Origin of the sequence: Amycolatopsis sp. lyj-108 (genome assembly GCF_046549005.1) — a bacterium.
In the GTDB taxonomy this organism is placed as follows: Bacteria; Actinomycetota; Actinomycetes; order Mycobacteriales; family Pseudonocardiaceae; genus Amycolatopsis.
In genome coordinates, this window is record NZ_JAJPWQ010000014.1 from 226,637 (window position 1) to 244,570 (window position 17,934).

General features: G+C 69.9%; 14 protein-coding genes. 7 read left to right on the top strand and 7 right to left on the bottom strand.

Translation table 11 applies throughout. The features are described 5' to 3' along the window. Window positions 1-22: 22 nt before the first annotated feature. Both ACLJO0_RS38185 and ACLJO0_RS38190 read left to right on the top strand, forming a co-directional pair. Window positions 23-388 carry a hypothetical protein gene (locus tag ACLJO0_RS38185; RefSeq protein ID WP_410584349.1) on the top strand — a complete coding sequence of 122 codons (366 nt, stop codon included), beginning with the start codon at window positions 23-25 and terminating at the stop codon, window positions 386-388. 93 nt (window positions 389-481) lie between these two features. Beyond that, a complete protein-coding gene (locus ACLJO0_RS38190; protein ID WP_410584351.1) occupies window positions 482-1,408 on the top strand; it encodes a hypothetical protein in 927 nt (308 codons plus the stop codon). On the opposite strand, the gene ACLJO0_RS38195 is transcribed toward ACLJO0_RS38190, so the two are convergent. Together ACLJO0_RS38195 and ACLJO0_RS38200 are read right to left on the bottom strand one after the other, a co-directional pair. Continuing rightward, window positions 1,409-2,044 (bottom strand): response regulator transcription factor, encoded by a 636-nt coding sequence (locus ACLJO0_RS38195; protein ID WP_410584353.1) that lies wholly within the window; start codon window positions 2,042-2,044, stop codon window positions 1,409-1,411. 82 nt (window positions 2,045-2,126) lie between these two features. Then, the gene (locus ACLJO0_RS38200) at window positions 2,127-2,378 is read right to left on the bottom strand and encodes a hypothetical protein (RefSeq protein WP_125795227.1); all 252 of its coding nucleotides are present in this window, start codon (window positions 2,376-2,378) and stop codon (window positions 2,127-2,129) included. A gap of 162 nt (window positions 2,379-2,540) precedes the next feature. Here ACLJO0_RS38200 and ACLJO0_RS38205 point away from each other — a divergent pair, with 162 nt between their 5' ends. The 5 genes from ACLJO0_RS38205 to ACLJO0_RS38225 all read left to right on the top strand — a co-directional run bounded on the left by ACLJO0_RS38205 (window position 2,541) and on the right by ACLJO0_RS38225 (window position 12,264). Continuing rightward, on the top strand, window positions 2,541-4,583 hold the full coding sequence (locus ACLJO0_RS38205) for a BTAD domain-containing putative transcriptional regulator (protein ID WP_410584356.1): 2,043 nt from the start codon (window positions 2,541-2,543) through the stop codon (window positions 4,581-4,583). A gap of 60 nt (window positions 4,584-4,643) precedes the next feature. After that, window positions 4,644-8,297 carry a BTAD domain-containing putative transcriptional regulator gene (locus ACLJO0_RS38210; RefSeq protein ID WP_410584520.1) on the top strand — a complete coding sequence of 1,218 codons (3,654 nt, stop codon included), beginning with the start codon at window positions 4,644-4,646 and terminating at the stop codon, window positions 8,295-8,297. 32 nt (window positions 8,298-8,329) lie between these two features. Then, window positions 8,330-9,589, top strand: coding sequence for an ABC transporter substrate-binding protein (locus tag ACLJO0_RS38215; protein ID WP_410584358.1), 1,260 nt, complete (start codon window positions 8,330-8,332; stop codon window positions 9,587-9,589). 11 nt (window positions 9,590-9,600) lie between these two features. Further along, window positions 9,601-10,962: a GH1 family beta-glucosidase gene (locus tag ACLJO0_RS38220; protein WP_410584360.1), complete on the top strand. Its 1,362-nt coding sequence runs from the start codon at window positions 9,601-9,603 to the stop codon at window positions 10,960-10,962. 63 nt (window positions 10,963-11,025) lie between these two features. Beyond that, window positions 11,026-12,264, top strand: a complete 1,239-nt coding sequence (locus tag ACLJO0_RS38225) for a DUF222 domain-containing protein (RefSeq protein ID WP_410584362.1) — start codon at window positions 11,026-11,028, stop codon at window positions 12,262-12,264. A gap of 444 nt (window positions 12,265-12,708) precedes the next feature. Here ACLJO0_RS38225 and ACLJO0_RS38230 read toward each other — a convergent pair whose 3' ends face one another. The 5 genes from ACLJO0_RS38230 to glmS all read right to left on the bottom strand — a co-directional run bounded on the left by ACLJO0_RS38230 (window position 12,709) and on the right by glmS (window position 17,899). Further along, a complete protein-coding gene (locus ACLJO0_RS38230) occupies window positions 12,709-13,536 on the bottom strand; it encodes a carbohydrate ABC transporter permease (protein ID WP_410584364.1) in 828 nt (275 codons plus the stop codon). A gap of 2 nt (window positions 13,537-13,538) precedes the next feature. Beyond that, window positions 13,539-14,432, bottom strand: coding sequence for a carbohydrate ABC transporter permease (locus ACLJO0_RS38235; protein WP_125795222.1), 894 nt, complete (start codon window positions 14,430-14,432; stop codon window positions 13,539-13,541). Between the two features lie 71 nt (window positions 14,433-14,503). Further along, on the bottom strand, window positions 14,504-15,691 hold the full coding sequence (locus ACLJO0_RS38240; RefSeq protein WP_410584367.1) for an RNA polymerase sigma factor: 1,188 nt from the start codon (window positions 15,689-15,691) through the stop codon (window positions 14,504-14,506). Window positions 15,692-15,696: 5 nt separating this feature from the next. Beyond that, complete coding sequence (locus ACLJO0_RS38245; RefSeq protein WP_410584369.1) at window positions 15,697-16,050, bottom strand: YciI family protein; 354 nt, start codon at window positions 16,048-16,050, stop codon at window positions 15,697-15,699. A gap of 28 nt (window positions 16,051-16,078) precedes the next feature. Next, window positions 16,079-17,899, bottom strand: coding sequence for a glutamine--fructose-6-phosphate transaminase (isomerizing) (gene glmS / locus ACLJO0_RS38250; RefSeq protein WP_410584371.1), 1,821 nt, complete (start codon window positions 17,897-17,899; stop codon window positions 16,079-16,081). Window positions 17,900-17,934: the final 35 nt, after the last annotated feature.

The window sequence follows — 17,934 nt, forward strand, 5'->3', positions numbered from 1 at the left end:
GCCTGGCAACACCGGAGGTGGCATGTCGCAAGACCCTCGTCGCGAAGAGTGGGCAGCCGTTTGCGCGCGCCTGAGACGGCTCGCCGGTGACGCGAACTGGTTCGCGCTCCGTCCGGATTTCGATGATTTGACGGCGGCGACCCGTGCCGGAGAAGACACCCTCGACGGTTGGCGAGCACTCGAGACGAAGCTCGCTCGCCTCGCCGAGGCGGAACTGAACCAGGTGTACCGCCACGCCGAAGGCGGCAACGTGCGGACGCGTCCGGACACCGGCTCGGAGGCGAGGCACGGCTGCCCACGCGAGATCTGCGATCGCGTCGCGCCCGCACCCGCTGGCGCACCGCCGCAGTGCCCTCTCTTCGGTGTTCCGATGCATGAGCTGCCCTGACCGTCGCGGCTTTCGGGCCGACCCGGCGTCCATACGGGCGAGACCCCGCCGGGTAGCACGTCTTGGACGCCCTGTCGGCTCACGATGGCAGGCGTGGACGCCGTACAGGAAACCGACTCGACGGTCTCGAGTGCGATCGCGCTGTGCCTGCGGGACCGGTGGGCCGAAGCGGCGGAACTGTTGGCGGAGAACGATTCCTGGCGCACCGAGTCGGCGGTTTCCACCATGTTGGGCGAGCTCTTCGGCGGCCTGGCCGAGCTCTGGGACGGCCGTTGCGCGCGGTTCGGCGCGAACCTGACCGAACGCGAGCGGTGGCCGTTGAGGACGGTGCCGCGGCACCGGAACGTGCAGATCACCTCATACGTCTCCGCGTTGCTGGTGCTGGGCGAACGAGCCCGCGCGGAAAAGCTGCTCTCCGACGAGGCCTTCCCCGAATCCGGCCTGCGGGACAGCGAACGTTCGATGCTCGAAGCCATGCGCGGCCAACCCGCCAGGGCGATCGACTTCGCTCGCCGCACCATCGCCGACCGCTCGCCGCGCGGCTACGACATCGGCTCGGCCGCGATGCACCTTTCGACCGTGTCGATCCTGCTGTCACAGGGGCGGCCCGCCGAGGCACGGGAACTGCTGGCCTCGGCCCGCGCCACGGCGCCGACGCTGGCGCATCTGCTCGACATCGCGGAAGCCCGTGTCGACATCGCGACAGGCGAAACCGACCGCGCCGCCCGGCGCCTGCACGCGGCCACCCGCGGACTCGCCGTCGGCACGGACATCGCCTGGGCCGATCTCGCCGAACTCGCGTTGCGGAGGAACGACCGGGCAGCGGCGAAACAGGCACTCGACGCGCTGGAGACTCTCGCCACCGCGATGCCGACGGGACGTGTGTTGCTGCATCGCCACCTCGTCCGGGCCTGCCTCGGCGAGGAGCCCGCCGGAGAATGCCTCTGGCTGGCCCGCGAACGCGCCCAGCCGCTCGAACTGGCCGTCGTCACCGAACGTCTGGCCCGGCACAACCCGTGACTAGATGACTCCGGCCCGTACGGCGTAGGCGACGGCGTGCGGCCGGTTCTTCAGCTTCAGCCGTCCGGTGATGCCCTGGATGATGTGCTTCACGCTGCGTTCCGAGTAGCTGAGCTCGCCCGCGATCTCGACGGTGTCCTTGCCCTCGGCCATCAGCCGCAGCACGTCGATCTCCCGCGTGGTGAGCCCGGCGGTGTTGACGCCCATCGGGTCGAGCACTTCGCGCTGGAGCCGTTCGACGTGTTTGAGCAGTTCGCCGAGCAGGCTCGGCGGGAGTACGCCACCGCCGGTGGCCGCGGCGCGGACGGCGTGCGCCAGCCGTTCGCCGGTCGTGGCCGATCGCGGCAGCACCGCCACCACCCGGCATTCGATGGCGGGCACGAGTTCCGCCTCGCTGATCTGGCTCACCACGAGCACCACCGGCTTGCCGTCCTCGGCGGCGAGCCGCCGCAGCCAGAGCACCGTTTCGGGCGTCAGCCGTTCGGTGGCGAACACCAGTACGTCGGTCTCGGCGCGCCGGTCCCAGTCCCGGATGCCGATCCCCTGCTGCGTGCCCAGCTGGCTGGCAAGGCCCGCCGTGGTGATCGGGTCGGGCGCGTGCACCGCCACGGTGATCTGTCGGGTTTCCGTGTCCACTTCGTCCCCTCCGCTTGTTCGCGGCCCCAGTCGGATGGGACACAGTCTGCGAAGGAGCTCTTCACGAAGTCTCCACGAGTTCTCAACGAGGTGTGAAGGACTTCGTGGCCAGCTGAAACGCCTCCACGTACTTCGGCAGCTCGTCGAGGATTTCGCGGAGCCTGGCCTCGGGTCCGGTGTAGTCCGGGTCGGCGAGCAGGGCGTGACCGAAGGCCAGCGTGCGCCGAAGCTCGGTGATGCGTGCTTCGGCCTCGTCGGCGTCGAGCACCAGCCTGCCGTTCTCGGCGAGGCTGAGCAGGACATCTCCGGCGAACAGCTCCTGATCCTGGCTCACCGGCACAGCATGCACAGCCGCGCATACCCGCCACCAGCGCCGGACGACACTTTGCCCCTGCGAACGTCCGGGTTGCCCACTCGCCCGTTCCCACCTCGGCGCCACTAGGCTTTCCGCTGAGCAGGACCCCTTTTCGGCAGTCGGACGCACAGGCGGCAGGTCATGGACGAGGTTTCCTCGCTGACGGTGCGGTTGCTGGGCGGTCCCCCTGCCAGGTCCGACGCCGGCGAGATCGCCCTCGGGCCGGCTCAGCGGCAAGCGGTGTTCGCCGCGCTCGCCCTGCACGCGGGTCAGTTCGTCTCCCGCAAGGAGCTCATCGACGCCGTCTGGGGCGAACGGCCGCCGGACAGCGCCACCGGCATCGTGTACACCTACATCTCCGCGCTTCGCCGTGCCCTGGAGCCGGCGGGCGGACCGCTCGTCGCCTCCCGCGCCGGTTACCGCCTCGACCTGCCGAAACAGCAGGTCGACGTCCATGTCTTCGAAGCCGAACTGGAACGCGCCCGCGCGCATCGGCTCGCCGGCGCGCACCAGCGGGAACTGGAGTCGCTGCGCTCCGCGCTCGGGCAGTGGCGGGGGCCCGCGCTGGACGGGATCCCCGGTCCGTTCGCCGAGACCCAGCGCGCCCGGCTGGACGAACTGCGCATGAGCGCGCTCGAACGCCAGGCCGAGGTCGCACTGCATCTCGGCGGCTACCGCGAACTCGTGGACGAGCTCACGATGCTGGTCGAGCGCCATCCGCTGCGCGAAGGCCTGCACCGCATGCTGGTCACCGCGTTGTTCCGGGCGGGCAGGAGGACCGAGGCGCTGGCCGCGTTCGACCGCGCCCGGGAGACGATCATCGAGCAGTCCGGCCTCGAACCCGGCACGGAACTGCTGGCCCTTCGGCAGCGCGTCCTGGACGACGATCCCTCGCTGCACCACCGTGACCAGCCGGAACGCCACCGGCCGCCCGGACGGCCGCCCATTTTCGTCGGCCGCGAGTTCGAACTCGCCCGGCTGCGACGGCATCTGTCCGCCCTGGTGAACGAAGGCCGCGGCGGGACGGTCTGGCTCGACGGCGAGGCGGGCAGCGGCAAGAGCACGCTTCTGGCGGAGGCACTCGCGTCGGCGAGAACCCGCACGCGCTGGGTCACGGCCGACGAGCTGACCAGCGCGGTCCCGCTGAACCTCATCGCCGACAGCCTCGGCGGCGAAGCACTCGACGAGCTCGGCAAAACGGTCACTGAATTGTGCGAAGACGGGCCGCGGGTGCTCGTCTTCGAAGATCTGCACTGGGCCGACGAGGAAAGCCTGCTCGCCTGGCAGCGGCTTCAGCGGTTCACCGCGCGGCTGCCGCTGCTGCTGATCGGTTCGGCACGCCCGCTCCCCCGGCGCCGCCTGCTCGACGTCCTCCGCTCGGGGCTCGACGGCGAGATCGTCTCGCTGCCGCCGTTCGAGGCCCCCGCCGTCGCCGCGCTCGCCGAGGAGACGCTGGCAAGAGACCCCGGCCGGGACTTCCTCGAATTCGCCGCCGAGTACACCGCCGGAAACGTCGGCTACCTGTGCGAACTGTTCGCCGAGTTCGCCGACGGCCGGGAGACGACCACCGCGCCGCACAGCCGGATCGCCTCGATCGTGGAAGCTCATCTCGCCACGCTTTCCTTGGCCTGCAAGCGAACACTGAACTCGGCCGCACTGCTCGGCTCGTCGTTCACGGTCGCCGAGCTGGCGGACGTCACCGGCCGCGAACCGGCGGCGCTCAGCGAAGCGGTCGAAGAGGCGCTCGCCGCGCGTGTGCTGGAATCCGAGGCGGAACGCCTGCGGTTCCGCGTCCCGCTGGTGGCCTCGGTCTTCGCCGCGAACACCCCGCCCGCCATCCGCGCCGTGCTGCACCAGGAGATCGCCGCGACCATGACGGATTCCGGCGCGCCCGCGGACCGGGTCGCCGAGCAACTGCTCCAGGCAGGCGACGAACTGACGGCGCCCTGGATCCCGCGATGGGTGCTCGACAACGTCCGCGCGCTGCCGGCCGGACCCGCCGTCGAGTTGCTCCATTTGCTTTCTCGCCAACGGAATCTCACCGAGGAGCAGCATCAGGACCTGGCGGGCGAACTCGCCGCGCTGCTGCTGCCCGAAACGGACATCGCGCCCGCCCAGCCCTGGTGCACACCGCTGCACGCGCTCGCCCGGGTGCGCAACCGAACCGCTCCGGGGACGTCCTAAACTGCGGGGACACAGTAGTGATCCGGCCACTTTCGGTGCATGACGAGAAACGGAGCCGGCGTGACGAACGGGCTGCGCGTCGAGCTGCTCGGGCCGCCTCGTGCCTGGCTCGAAGACGTCGAGCTGAAGCTCGGGCCCGCCCGTCAGCGCGCGGTTTTCGCCACCCTGGCGGCGCGCCGCGGCCAGACGATCTCGCTCGGCGAACTGATCTCGAGCGTCTGGGGCGAGTCGGCACCCGCCAGCGCCACCGGCAGTGTCCACACCTACGTCTCCGGTCTGCGCGGGGCGATCCGCAAGGCGGGCGGCGACGCGCACGAAATGCTGCGTTCGTCCGGATCGAGTTACGCCCTGCGGCTGGACCGCGAGTCGCTCGACGTCCACCGGTTCGAACAGGACGCCGCCGCGGCCAGGAGGCTGCTCGCCCACGCCGACCAGCGCGGTGCGGCCGCACGGCTCACCACCGCGCTCGGGGTCTGGCGCGGCGAGGCCTATTCCGGCGTACCGGGCCCGTTCGCGGAGGCGGAACGCGTCCGGCTGACCGAACTTCAGCTGTCCACCACCGAACTGCGCGCCACCGCACTGCTCCGCCTCGGCGACCACCGCGAACTGGTGGCCGAGCTGACCGCGCTGGTGCGGCGGCATCCGTTGCGCGAGTCGCTGCACGAGACACTCATGCGTGCCCTGCACGCCAGCGGGCGCCAGATCGAGGCGCTCGCCGCGTACCGCGAGGCCAGGCGAATACTCCGGGACGAGCTCGGCGTCGAACCCGGAGCGCCGCTGCGTGACCTGCACCAGCGCATCCTGAGCGGCACCGAAATGCCGGTCACCGACGCGAAACCGGCCCCGATCCGGGTCGTGCCGCCGCCGGTGGCCAAGGCGATCGAACGCGGCGGCCAGAGTCACCTGCCCGGCCGGACCCGGCAGGTCGAACGGCTGGACGGGTTCGTCACCGACGTACTCGCCGGCCGCGGCCGTCCGGTCTGGCTCGAAGGCGAACCGGGCATCGGCAAATCGGAGCTGTTGATCGCCGGGCTGTCGGGCGCCGCGGCACGCGGCTGCCAGCTCGCCTGGACCGCGGCCGACGAGCTCCAGCAACGGTTCCCGCTGCAGGTGATCATGGAATGCCTCGGCGTGCACCACGGCGCGGCGGATCCGGCCAAGGCCAAGCTGGCAGGCGAGCTGCACGCCGAGCCCGCGCACGGGAACTGGGGCCCCGCCGACCCGATCCTGTCCACTGTGGACAAACTGCTGGCACTGGTCGACGACACCTGCGCGGCGGGCCCGCTGGTGCTGGTGATCGACGACCTCCACTGGGCGGACGAGGCCAGTGTGCTGCTGTGGCAGCGGCTGGCCGCCGCCACCCGCCAGCTGCCGTTGCTGCTGGTCGCCGCCACCCGCACCGGGCACGGCCGCCCGGATCTTGCCCGGCTGCGCCGCGGGGTCGAGGCGAGGGACGGCGAGATCATGCCGGTCGAGGTGCTGAGCGACGATGAGATCGCCGCCGTGTTCGAGGTGGTGCTCGGGGCCAAGCTGGGGCCGAGCCTGCGTCCGCTGGTCCGGCGCGCGGCCGGGAACCCGCTCTACGCCAGGGAAATCGCGCACGACCTGGTGCGCACCGGCTCCCTGCTGATCAAGGCGGGCGTGGCCGAGGTGACGCTGGACGGCACCGAGAACGCGCCCCGGTCACTGCTCGCCGCGGTGGCCCGCACGCTGGAATGCCTCGATCCGGCCATGACCGAGATCCTGCGCACCGCCTCGCTGCTGGGCGCGGAATTCGCCGTCGAGGACCTCGCCACGCTGGCCGGCAAGAGCCCGCTGGAGGTCCTGCGGGAACTGGAACCGGCCACCACCGCGGGCGTGATCGAGTACGCCGGCGACAAACTCGCCTTCCACCATCCGTTCCAGCGGCAGGCGCTCTACGGCGGCATCGCCGAACCGGTCCGCGCCGCGCTGCACCGGCGTGCCGCCGAGTCGCTCGCCCGGGCGGGCGCGCCGGTCAAACGGGTCGCCGAGCAGCTCGCGGCCGGGCCGGTGCCGTTCGACCCGTGGCTGGCGGGCTGGCTCACCGCCAACCACGTCGCGGTGTCCAACCGCGCCCCGCATATCGCGGCCGATCTCCTCCGCGGCGCGCTCGACAGCACGGTGCCCACCCGCGAACAGCGGGGGACGCTGATCGCGGCGCTGGTGCGGGTGCTGTTCCGCCTCGAACAGGCGCCGGAGGCCGAAGCCGAACAGGCGGTGAAGACGGTCGAAGACAAGGCGGATCTGGCGCAGATGCGGCATTTCCTCGCCGCGCTGCGCTACCGCCGGGGCGACACGCCCGGCGCGATCGAGGCACTCGCCGACACCGCGGACGACCCGTCGATACCGGAACTGTGGCGCACCAGCACCCGGACCCTGCTCGCCAACTTCCGGCGCGGCACCCTCGACGATCTCGACGAGACCGAACGGATCGCGCGGGGCCTGCACACCGAAGCCGTCGAGGCGGGTGAACGCTATCCCGCCGCGCACGCGCAGCAGACGTTGTGGCTCGTGCACTCGATCCGCCGCGAGCACGACCGGGCGCTGACCGCAATCGACGCCGCGCTCGAGACCACCGGCGACCAGGCCGAGCTGGCGACCCTGCGCTTCGACCTGCTCGACAACCGCCTCTTCACCCTGCAGAACCTCGACCGGCTCGCCGAGGCCGACGCCACGCTGCACGCCGGATACGAGACGGCGGCCCGGCACGGCTTGCCGACCGGTCCGCAGGTTTCGGCGGCCGTGCACTACTACTGGACCGGCCGCTGGGACGAGGCGCTGGCCGAACTGGACTCGGTCACCGAGGACGGCCCGGCGATCACCTTCTACGGGGTGCGCGAGCCGGGCGCCGCCGCGCTGTTGCTGCACGGAGTCGCCGCTCTCATCGCGGGCCACCGGGGCGAACGCGTCTCCGTCCGCGCCCATCTGGAAGCCGCCGAGGCGCATTCGCCGTCGAACTCGTCCGAGCGCGAGAGCTGCGACTTCTACCTCGCTGCCTTGGCGATGGCCGCCGAACAGCGCGGCGCGCTCGACGACGCGCTGCGGCTGATCGCGCCGGTGCTGCGCCCCGACTACGCCCGGATGATGCTGCGCCACCAATGGCTTCCCGACGTCGTCCGCGTCGCGCTCGCGGCCGGGAACGACGCCGTCGCAAGGGAAGCGCTCGCCGTCTGCGCCGAGGAGGCGGGCCAGGAGTCCGTGCCCGCCAGGGCGACTGCGGCCGCCGCCCGATGCAGGGCGTTGATCGACGGCGATCCCGAAGGCATGCTGTCCGCGGCCGATCACTACCGCGAGGTGGGCCGCCCGATCGAACTCGCCGCCGCGCTGGAGGACGCCGCCGAACTGCTCGGCCGCGCCGGCTACCTCGAAGCGGCCACCCGCTCGCTCACCGAGGCGTGCGAGGTGCTCGGGCCGGTCGGCGCCACCTGGAGCATCCGCCGGGCGGAAAACCGGCTGCGCCGCTACGGGGTGCTGAGCCGCGCCGAGCGCGGACCCCGGCACAGCGGCGCGCTGTCGCCGCTGGAACTGCGGGTCGCGCGGCTGGTGGCGGCGAAACTGTCCAACCCCGAGATCGCCGCGGAGCTGAGCCTGCCCAGGAGGACAGTGCAGTCGCTGGTGTCGAGGGTGCTGACCAAACTGCACGCGGATTCCCGGCTGACCGTCGGCGATCAGCTGCCGAGAAGACTGGCGTGAACGCGATCATCACCGTACGACCGAGGAGAACCATGACCCGCGTGCTGGCCGGCTTGACGGCCCTCGTGCTGCTGCTCACCGGCTGTTCGGGCACGCCGGAACCCGGCGACCCGATCAAGCTCACCGTCGCCACCTTCGGCGAATTCGGGTACGAGAAACTCTTCGACGACTACGAAAAGGCGCATCCGGGCATCACCGTCGAGGGCCGGGTCGCCGACTTCGAGACCCACCACCGGCAGCTCGCCACCGGCCTCGGCGCCGGACGCGGCAGCGCGGACGTCGTCGCGATCGAGGAGCAGTACCTCCCCAAGTTCCGCCAGTCCACGGACAAGTTCACCGATCTGTCCGAATTCGGCGCGCAGCGTCTCCGCGAGCAGTGGCCTGCCTGGAAATGGGACCAGGGCACCGCGGACGGCGGGAAGTTCGTGATGGGGCTCGGCACCGACATGGGCAGCCTCGCCCTCTGCTACCGCCGCGACCTGTTCGCGAACGCCGGCCTGCCGACCGACCGCGATCAGGTGGCCGCGCTGTGGCCGACCTGGGAGAAGTTCGCCGAAACCGGGGAGCGGTTCAGCGCCAAGGCGCCGGAAGACGTCAAATTCGCCGACTCGGCGGGCACGATCTACACGGCGATGCTCAACCAGGCGGAGGAGAACTACTTCGCCAAGGACGACACGTTCGTCGCGGACAAGAACCCCAACGTGCGCAAGGCCTTCGAACTGGCGGGCGGGATGGCGCTGAAGAAGGAGACGGCGGCGGTCACCACGTTCACGCAGCCGTGGACGGTGGCGATCAAGCAGAGCCGGTTCGCCGCCATCACCTGTCCCGCGTGGATGCTCACCCAGATCGAAGAGGCAGGCGGCCCGGAACTGGCGGGCAAATGGGACGTCACCGCGGTTCCCGGCAAGGCGGGCAACTGGGGCGGCTCGTTCCTGACCGTGCCGAAGCAGGGCGCGCACCGCAAGGAGGCCTACGACCTCGCCGTCTGGCTCACCGCGCCCGAACAGCAGAAACGGATCTTCCTGGAAAGCGGGCTGCTGCCCAGCGCGCTCGGCGCCTACCAGGACAGCGCCGTGCTTTCCCACACCAGCAAGTACTTCGGGGACGCGCCGGTCGGCAAGATCTTCGCCACCTCCGCCGAAGCGCTGCGGCCGAACTACCGCGGGCTGCGTGACGGCGAGGTGCGGCCCGTGTACGGGCACGCCCTCGGCCGCGTCGAGGAGGGGCGGCAATCGCTCGTCGAGGCCTGGAACCAGGCTTCGACGGAGGGCCGCGCCGCGGCCGCCAAATGAACGACGACGGCGTGACACGCGGATTTCCGGCCGGGTTCCGCTGGGGCACGGCGACGGCGGCGTACCAGATCGAGGGCTCGACGACGGCCGACGGCCGCGGACCGTCCATTTGGGACACTTTCACCGCGCGGCCCGGCCGGGTGCTCGACGGCGCCACCGGCGAACCGGCGTGTGACCATTACCGGCGCTATCGCGAGGACATCGGCCTGCTGAGCGAACTCGGTGTGCCGTACTACCGCTTCTCCGTCGCGTGGTCGCGGGTGATGCCCGACGGCCGCACGAGCGAACCCCGCGGCCTCGCCTTCTACGATCGCCTTGTCGACACGGTGCTGGAGCACGGGATCACCCCGATGGTGACGCTTTACCACTGGGACCTGCCGGAGGCGCTGCAAGCGGAAGGCGGCTGGCCCAACCGCGATCTCGCGGAGCTTTTCGCCGACTACACGCTGACCGTCCACAAAGCACTCGGCGACCGCGTCCGGCAATGGACCACGATCAACGAGCCGTTCTGCGCCGCCTTCATCGGCTACGGCAACGGTGACCACGCGCCGGGTATCCGGGACGAGGGCGCGGCGCTGGTCGCCGGGCACAACCTCCTGCTCGCGCACGGCCGGGCCGCGCAGGCGTTGCGGGCAGGTGGTGGCGAGCAGGAAGTGTCCATCGTGCTCAACTTCGCCCCCGTGCTGACCGATGTGGACGACGCCGCCCACCGCGAGGCCGCGCGCCGATTCGACTTCCTGCACAACAGGTTCTTCCTCGATCCCCTGCTCGGCCGCGGCTATCCGCCCGAACTGCTGGCGGATCTGGCGCATCTCGGCACACTGGAACCGGCGATCGCCGACGGCGACCTGGATGTGATCGCGCAGCCGCTGGACGTCCTGGGCGTCAACTACTACGCGCCCGCCCGCGCCGTCCCGCTCGACGACCCCGAAGCCGACAGCAACTGCCCGCTGCCCGGCCTGCGCGGGATGGACGTCCAGCGACCACGCGGCGAACTGACCTCGCTCGGCTGGGAACAGCGGCCGTCGTCGTTCACCGATCTGTTGCTGTGGCTGCACGAACACTGCCCCGGCCTGCCGCTCGTGATCGCCGAGAACGGCGCCGCGTTCGAGGACGAGGTCGTCGACGGGCGCGTGCACGACGCGAAACGCGTGCGGTACTTCGCCGAACACCTCGCCGCCGTGCACGACGCGATCGAACAGGGCGCCGACGTCCGCGGCTACATGGCCTGGTCGCTGCTCGACAATTTCGAGTGGGCCATGGGGTACACGCAGCGGTTCGGCCTCGTGCACGTCGACTTCGAGACGCAGGAACGGGTACTCAAGGACAGTGCCCTGTTCTACGCGGATGTGGTGGCGCGCAACGGGCTCTAGCGGTTCTGGGGGCTGATGTTGCTGTTGTCGGAAACTGTCGGTGGTCGGTCGTATGTTCTGCGTGTGGACACACGCAACGCCACTGTGGCGCTACTCAAGGAAATCACCTCTTCTGATGCGTTGAAGGAGGTCAATACCGCGCTGAATTCGTTGGAGGACAAGGATGCTGTCGACGCTGCGGTGGCGGCGTCGGAGGGGATCGCACGGTTGGAAGCGGTCCGGTTCCGCGCTCTCGCGCAACTGAACCGTCACCGTGACGGCGTGTCCAGTGTGACGCAGGAAGTCGCGTTCGCTCTGTCTGTTGTGGACGGTCACGCGGCAGGACTGGTGTCGACGGCCCAGGCGTTGACCACCCGGCTGCCACGAACACTGGGGCTCCTGGATCGCGGGCAGGTGGGCGGCTACGGGGCGATGAAGGTCGCCACGGCCACCGCGTGGCTGTCCGACGACGACGCACGTGCGGTGGACGAGGTACTGGAGGACCGGTTACCGGGCAGGAACTCCGACCAGATCCGGAAAGCGGCGAACCATGCGGCGATGATGGCCGACCGCGACGGGGCGGGTCTTCGGACCGAACGCCACCGCGCCGGGCGGCGGTTGTCGATCCGGCAGGGCGAGACCGGGGTCGCCTCGATCGAGGTCGAAGACGGCCCCGTCGAGAAAGTCGCCGCCGCCTACACCCGGATCGACCGCGAAGCACGCGCCCTGAAGACCGGCGACGAGACCCGCACCCTCGACCAGCTCCGCGCCGACGTCGCCCTCGACCTCCTGCTCAGTGGCCAAGGCGGGAAGAGTGAACGGTCCGAGGTGTTCCTCTACATGGATCTCAACACCTATCTGGGGGTGAACGAAGATCCCGCCGAGCTCGCCGGACACGGCCACATCCCGGCCTCGCTGGCCCGGCACATCGCGTCCGGGCCGGACACCGTGCTGCGCCGGATCATCACCGACCCACTCTCCGGACAGGTGCTGGATCTGGGCCGGGACCGGTATCGGCCCACCGCCGGGCTGGGCGAGTTCGTGCGGGTACGCGACAGGGAATGCCGAAGACCCGGCTGCCACCGCGTCGCCCAAGCCTGCGACCTCGACCACTCGCTGCCGTGGCAACACGGCGGCCACACCAGTGACACCGATCTGATCGACCTCTGCCGCCGCGACCACCGCCTCAAAGACGAACCCGGCTGGGTCTACCGGCTGGCTTCCGATGGGACTCTCACCATCACCACGCCCACGGGGCGGAGTTACGACAGCACACCGCCGCCACTGCACGAACCCCGCGCTGAGGAACCGCCACCGTTCTGAGCCGTTGCCGGAAAACGGCCACGGCGCCGTGACTGCGATCGGCGGCCTGGTTGCCGAAATACGGCCAGGCTGGAGTCCGCCTTCCAGACACGCGAATCAGCCTCGTGGCGCGCCACGCATGACGCCGTCGACCACTTCCTGGCCAGCACGATGAACAACACGATCACGGGCAGCACGCCGATCGTCGCCGCGGTCAGCACCGCCACCGTTCTGAACCATCGCCGGAAATCGGTCACGGCCCCGTGACTGCGATCGGCACTGGCCGGGTTGCCGAAATACGGCCATGACTCGACCGAGGCTCGAATCCGCTCATGGTCTCGCAGAGATGCCCCGCGTGACCACGCTCCGGTCCGGCCCGGCAGCGGCTGCGGAACCACTCGCTGCCCAACGACATCACCGAAAAACGGCTACAGACCGAACCCAGTAGCTCAACGCGACCCCAAATCAGCCCCGTGGCGCGCCACGCATCACCCCGTCGACCACCTTCCTCGCCAGCACGATGAACAACACGATCACAGGCAGCACGCCGATCGTCGCCGCGGTCAGCATCAGCGAGTAGTCGGTGAAGTAACCGCTCGCCAGCCGCGACAGCGCCACCTGCACGGTCGGATGCGCGTTGGGGTCGAGCACGATCAACGGCCAGAAGAAGTCGTTCCACGCCGTCATGAACGTCAACATCCCGAGCACGGCTGCCTGAGGACGGACGGCGGGCAGGGCGACGCTCCAGAACAGCCGCACCGTCGAACAGCCGTCGACGCGGCCGGCGTCGAGCAGTTCGCCGGGGATCGCCTCCTCGCACGCCTGCCGCATCCAGAACACGCTGAAGGCGCCGACCAGCCCCGGCACGATCACCGCCTCCAGCCGCCCGTACCAGCCGAGTTCGCCGACCACCAGGTAGAGCGGGATCACCCCGAGCTGGGCGGGCACCATGGCGGTGCCGATGACGACCAGGAAGAGCGAGTCGCGGCCGGGGAAACGCAGGCGCGCGAAGGCGAATCCGGCCATACTGGAGAGCAGCACGTTCGACACGGTCACCGTGCCGGCGACGATCAGCGAGTTCTGCATCGCCAGCCAGAAATCGACGGTGTCGAAGACCTTGCCCACGTTCTCGATCAGGTTGCCGCCGGGCAGCAGCGGCGGAGTCATCTCGCCGAGCGCGGAATTGTCCTTCGAGGACACCACGAACGACCAGTACAGCGGGAAGATCGACGCGACGGCGACGGCGAGCAGCAGCCCGTAGGCGACGAATCCGGTCCGTTCCCTCGCCGCCACGGTCACTCACCGCCCCGCATCCGGCGCACGAGCGAGAAGTTGACCAGCGCGAAGCCCGCCGAGAACAGGAAGAGCAGCCACGCGATCGCCGCCGCGTATCCGGCGTCGAACTCGCCGAACCCCTTCTCGTACAAGTACATGGCGAGCGTCTGGAACTGGCGGTCGGCGCCGCCGGTGCCGTTGGTGCCGGTGTCGTCGAACAACTGCGGCTCGGCGAACAACTGCAACCCGCCGATGGTCGAGACGACGACGGTGAAGGCGATGGTCGGGCGGATCGCGGGCACGGTGATCGACCAGAAGGTCCGCCAGCGCGAGGCGCCGTCGAGCATGGCGGCGTCGTAGCGTTCCTGCGGCACGGACTGCATGGCCGCGAGGTAGAGCAGCGCGTTGTAGCCGGTCCAGCGCCACATCACCATCACGCTGATCGCGACGTGCGCGGCGAACCGGTCCGTCCGCCAGTCCACCGGGTCGAGTCCCACCAGGCCCAGCACCCAGTTGACGACGCCGTAGTCCTCGGCGAAGAGCTGGCTGAACACCAGCGCCACCGCGACCACCGAGACGACGTTGGGCAACAGCACACTGGCCCGCCACAGGGTCCGCGCGCGCAACGGGCGGTCGAGGAGTGCCGCGAGCCCGAGCGCGGCCAGCAGTTGCGGGACGGTCGAAAGGACGAAGATGCTGACCGTGTTGAAGAGCGCGTTGTAGAACTTCGGGTCCTGGAGCAGGACGGCGAAGTTGCCGAGACCGGCGAACCCGGTGTCACCGTTGACCAGATGCCAGTGGTGCAACGCCACCCAGGCGGTGTAGAGCAGCGGGAAGAGACCGAACACGCCGAACAGGACGTAGAACGGCGCGGTCATCAGATATCCGGCGAGTCGCTCGCCCGTACGCTTCAACCGGTGATCACCTTGACGCCTGTCCGGGTGATCTCGTCGGCGGTCACCGCGACAATAGTTGGTCGAGATCATCACGGGGACCCGAGGCGTGCCCGGCGGTTCTCCAGGAAGGCTCGCTCCGTGTCGTTGGTGGCCAAGGCGATCGCCTCGTCGTAGGCGGCGGTGGCTTCCGAAGCCCGGCCGAGGCGGGCGAGCAGGTTCGCGCGGGTGGCGGGCAGATGGTGGTAGCCCGGTAGATCCAGCTCGGCGATCCCGTCCAGTGCCGCCGCCGGGCCGTGCACCTCGGCGACGGCGACCGCGCGGTTGAGCGCGACGATCGGCGTCGGGGTGAGCCGCCACAGCCGGTCGTAGAGCGCCAGCACCTGCGTCCAGTCGGTCGACGATCCGTCCGTGTGCACGGCGTTGATCGCGGCCTGCACCTGGTACGGACCCGGCCGGTCGACGCGGAGGCATCGCCGCACCAGTTCGTGCCCCTCGGCGATCAGTTCCCGGTTCCACAAGGACCGGTCCTGGTCCGCGAGCACCACCAGCTCACCGGACGGCCCGACCCGCGCCGGCCGCCGGGCTTCGGTGAGCAGGAGCAGCGCCAGCAGCCCGAGCACCTCCGGTTCGTCCGGCATCAGCTCGGTGAGCGCCCTCGTCAGGCGGATCGCCTCCAGACAGAGATCCGTCCGCAGCAGGTCTCCCGACGTGGACGTGTATCCCTCGTTGAACACCAGGTAGAGCACGGTGAGCACGGAGCCCAGCCGATCGGGGAGTTCGTCGTCCCGCGGCACCCGGTACGGGATGCCCGCGTCGCGGATCTTCTTCTTCGCGCGGACGATCCGCTGGGACACGGTCGCTTCCGGGACGAGGTACGCCCGCGCGATCTCCCCCACCTCCAGCCCGCCGAGCAGCCGCAGGGTGAGCGCGGTCCGCGCGAGCGGCGAAAGCGCCGGATGGCAGCAGGTGAAGATCATGCGGAGCTGGTCGTCACGCACCGGCCCGGCCTCGGCGGGCTCATCCGGCTGGTGCAGCAGCAAGGCCTGCGCGTGCCGGGACTCGCGGGTGGATTCCCGGCGCAGGCGGTCGATCGCCCGGTTACGGGCGGTGGTGACGATCCAGCCGCCCGGATTGGGCGGCGGCTCGGCCCACTTCTCGACCGCGGTCGCGAACGCGTCCTGAACCGCCTCCTCGGCGAGCGAGATGTCGCCGAGGAGGCGGGTCAGGGTGGCCACGCACCGGCCGTACTCCGCCCGGTAGATCCCGTCGAAATCCATCGACGTCAACGCCGCGGGTCGCCGAACGGCCGCACTTCGATCGGCTGTCCACAGGCGAGCGCGCATTTCTCGGCCCAGGCCAGCGCTTGGTCGAGGTCGTCGACCTGGATCACCCAAAACCCGCCGAGCTGTTCCTTCGTCTCGGCGAACGGCCCATCGGTGATCGTGGTCGTGCGGCCTTCGGGACGGACGACCGTGGAGACGTCCGAGTGCTCCAGGCCGCCCACGAAGACCCAGGACCCGGCGGCCTTCATCGCGTCGGTGACCTCGCCGGTCCTGGCCATCATCGCCCGGACCTCGTCCTCGGGTGCGTCCCGTGTGCTCTCGTCGAGCTGGACGGCGAGCAGGTACTGCCTCATGACTGAACCCCTTCGACGGCTCAGGAGATCATTCCACGGTGACGGACTTCGCGAGATTCCGCGGCTTGTCGATGTCGTGGCCGAGGATCAGCGCGGCGTGATAAGCCAGCAGCTGCAACGGGATCGTGAGCAGGATCGGGTCGAGTTCCGGTTCCGAACGCGGGACGACGAACCGCGGCACGTCGAGATCGCCGAAGTCCACGTCGTCGTGGGTGATCGCCAGCACCTGGCCCTTGCGTGCCTTGATCTGCTGCATCGCGGCCAGGTTGCGGTCGGCGAGGTCGTCGGACGGCACGATCGCGACCGTCGGCAGCTCCTCGTCGATCAGCGCGAGCGGGCCGTGCTTGAGCTCCGAGGTCTGGTAGGCCTCCGCGTGCCGGTACGAGATCTCCTTGAACTTCTGCGCGCCCTCCCGCGCCACCGGGAAGCCGCGAACCCGGCCGATGAAGAACAGGCTCCGCGCGTCCGCGCAGATCTTGGCGTGCTCGGCGATCCGGTCCTCCGCCTCGACGATTTCCGCGACCTGCTTCGGCAACGCGCGGAGTGCCGCGACGATCCGCTGTCCGTCCGCATTGGACAGATCGCGGACGCGGCCGAGCGCCAGCGCGATCATCGCGAAACCGACGGCCATGTTGGTGAGCGCCTTGGTCGAAGCGACGGCGATCTCCGGACCGGCGTGCAGGTACAGGCCGCCGTCGCAGGCCCGCGCGATGCTCGAGCCGACGACGTTCACGAGGCCGACCACCCGGCCGCCCTTGCGCTTGACCTCCTCGACGGCGAACGCGGTGTCCGCCGTCTCGCCGGACTGGCTGACCGCGATGTAGAGCGTGTCCGCTTCGATGATGGGGTTGCGGTAGCGGAACTCGGACGCGGCCTCCGCGTCGGCCGGGACCCGCGCCAGGTCCTCGATCATGGTCGCGCCGATCTGGCCCGCGTAGTACGCCGAGCCGCAGCCGAGGATCTTCACCCTCGCGAAACCACGCAGGTCACGGGGAGTCAGGTTCAGACCGTCCAAACGGGACACTCCGAACCGGTCGTCGAGACGGCCCCGGATCATGCGTTCCAGGCATTCCGGCTGCTCCTGGATCTCCTTGTACATGTAATGCCGGTGCCCGCCGAGGTCGAGGTCGTCGGCCTGGATGTCGATCGCCGTGGCGGCCTTGCCGGTGTCGCTCTCGTCGACGGTGAAGGTGCGGTAGCCGGTGGCCGAGACGCTGGCGAACTCGCCGTCGTCGAGGTGCACCACCTGCGAGGTGTGCCGGACCAGCGCGGACAGGTCGCTGGCCACGAACATCTCGCGGTCGCCGACGCCGATGATCAGCGGCGAACCGTTCCGCGCGACCACGACACGGTCGGGGTGTCCGGTATCGGTCACGGCGATCGCGTAGGTGCCGGTGACGCGCGAGACGGCCTCGACGACCGCGTCTTCGAGGGTCTTCGCGCCCGACCTCGCGATGAGGTGGGCGAGCACCTCGGTGTCGGTCTCCGACGTCAACGTCACCCCGGCCTGCGTGAGCTGCTCGCGCAGCGCGTCGGCGTTGTCGATGATCCCGTTGTGCACCACCGAGATCCGGCCGTCCTCGGAAACGTGCGGATGGGCGTTGGCCTCGGTCGCCGGACCGTGCGTCGCCCACCTCGTATGCCCGATGCCGACCTTGCCCGCGAGCCGTTTGGGCAGGGCCGCGGTCAGATTCCGCACCCGCCCCACGATCCGGTGCACCTGGGCGCCTTTACCGCCAAGGACGGAGATCCCGGCCGAGTCGTAGCCGCGGTATTCCAGCCGCGTCAGCCCCTCGATCAGGATCGGGGCGGCGTTCTGGCCGCCGATGTAACCGACGATTCCGCACATGACGAGTCAACCTCACAGAGAAAACGGACAGGGCA